At 44.8% G+C, this 1,347-nt stretch carries 2 protein-coding genes; both read right to left on the bottom strand.

The features are described 5' to 3' along the window. The coding region (gene nusA, locus A3761_RS05300) for a transcription termination factor NusA (RefSeq protein ID WP_068749953.1) at nucleotides 1-1,080 on the bottom strand (1,080 nt) is incomplete at its 3' end. Nucleotides 1,081-1,106: 26 nt separating this feature from the next. Beyond that, on the bottom strand, nucleotides 1,107-1,347 hold a 241-nt coding region (gene rimP, locus A3761_RS05295; RefSeq protein ID WP_369808179.1), incomplete at its 5' end, for a ribosome maturation factor RimP.

The raw sequence follows: 1,347 nt of genomic DNA, 5'->3' as shown, positions 1-1,347 counted from the left end.
AACATACTTGCCAACCTCTTCTTCCTGCTGCTTACCTGCATCTTCTTCAGACATAACGTTCAATTCCCAGCCGGTCAATTCACCAGCCAGACGAACATTTTGCCCTGCTCGACCGATTGCCATAGCCAAGTTATCTTCAGATACCGCAACGTTCATGGAATTTGTTTCTTCGTCTACTACGATAGAAGCAACCTCGGCAGGCGCCATGGCGTTAACCACTAGCTGAGCCGGGTTATCATCCCAGACGATGATATCGACACGCTCATTACCTAACTCACCTGAGACGGCCTGAACTCGTGCTCCACGCATACCAACACAAGCACCAACCGGATCAATTCGCTTATCATTAGTTTTTACAGCGATTTTAGCTCGAGAACCTGGATCACGCGCCGCGGCACGAATCTCGATAACTTCTTCTGAAATCTCAGGCACTTCAATTTTAAACAACTCGATCAACATACCTGGCGCTGAACGGCTCAGAATAAGTTGAGGGCCACGAACTTCAACTCGAATTTCTTCTAGAAGCGCCCTAACACGGTCGCCCATTCGGAAAACTTCACGAGCGATCAGATTCTCACGAGGAAGTAATGCCTCAGCATTGTTACCTAGATCAACAATCACATTATCTCGTGTTACTTTCTTCACGGTACCTGAAACAAGTTCACCGACGCGATCGCGATAACTATCGACAATCTTCTCTCGCTCTGCTTCGCGAACTTTCTGGACAATAATCTGCTTTGCTGCCTGAGCACCAATTCGACCGAATGAAATTGATTCAACCTGTTCGGTATGAATATCGCCTGGTTGCAGAGATGTATCTATTTCCTCTGCTTCCTGCATTGTCAACTCGGTACCCAAACCTGGAACAGCTTCATTATCAACGATAGTCCAATGCCTGAAGGTTTCGTGATCACCCGTCTTACGGTCGATCTTAACTTCAATATTGGCGTCTTCTTCGTCTTCGTAACGTTTTTTGGTTGCTGCCGCTAAAGCCAGTTCAATCGCTTCAAAAATAATATCTTTTTCAACACCCTTTTCATTTGAAACTGCTTCAACAACTAGCAAAATTTCTTTATTCATCGCGTCATTCGCTCCAATCTTCAAATTCAATCAAACTGCGGCACTACGTTCGCTTTTTCAATCGCTTCAATAGGAAATAAAAATTCTTCTTCACCAACCTGAAGAACAATATCATTTCCTTCCAATCCTTTTAGTAAACCACTGTACTTGCGACGACCTTCATAGGCCATGCGTAATTTCAAGGCAACTTGGTGCCCCTGAAACCGTTCATAGTGATTTAGCTTATATAATGGACGATCCATGCCTGGCGAAGAAACCTCCAAGGTA

The organism is Oleiphilus sp. HI0123 (assembly GCF_001635315.1).
This window is presented reverse-complemented; position numbering and strand designations above follow the sequence as displayed.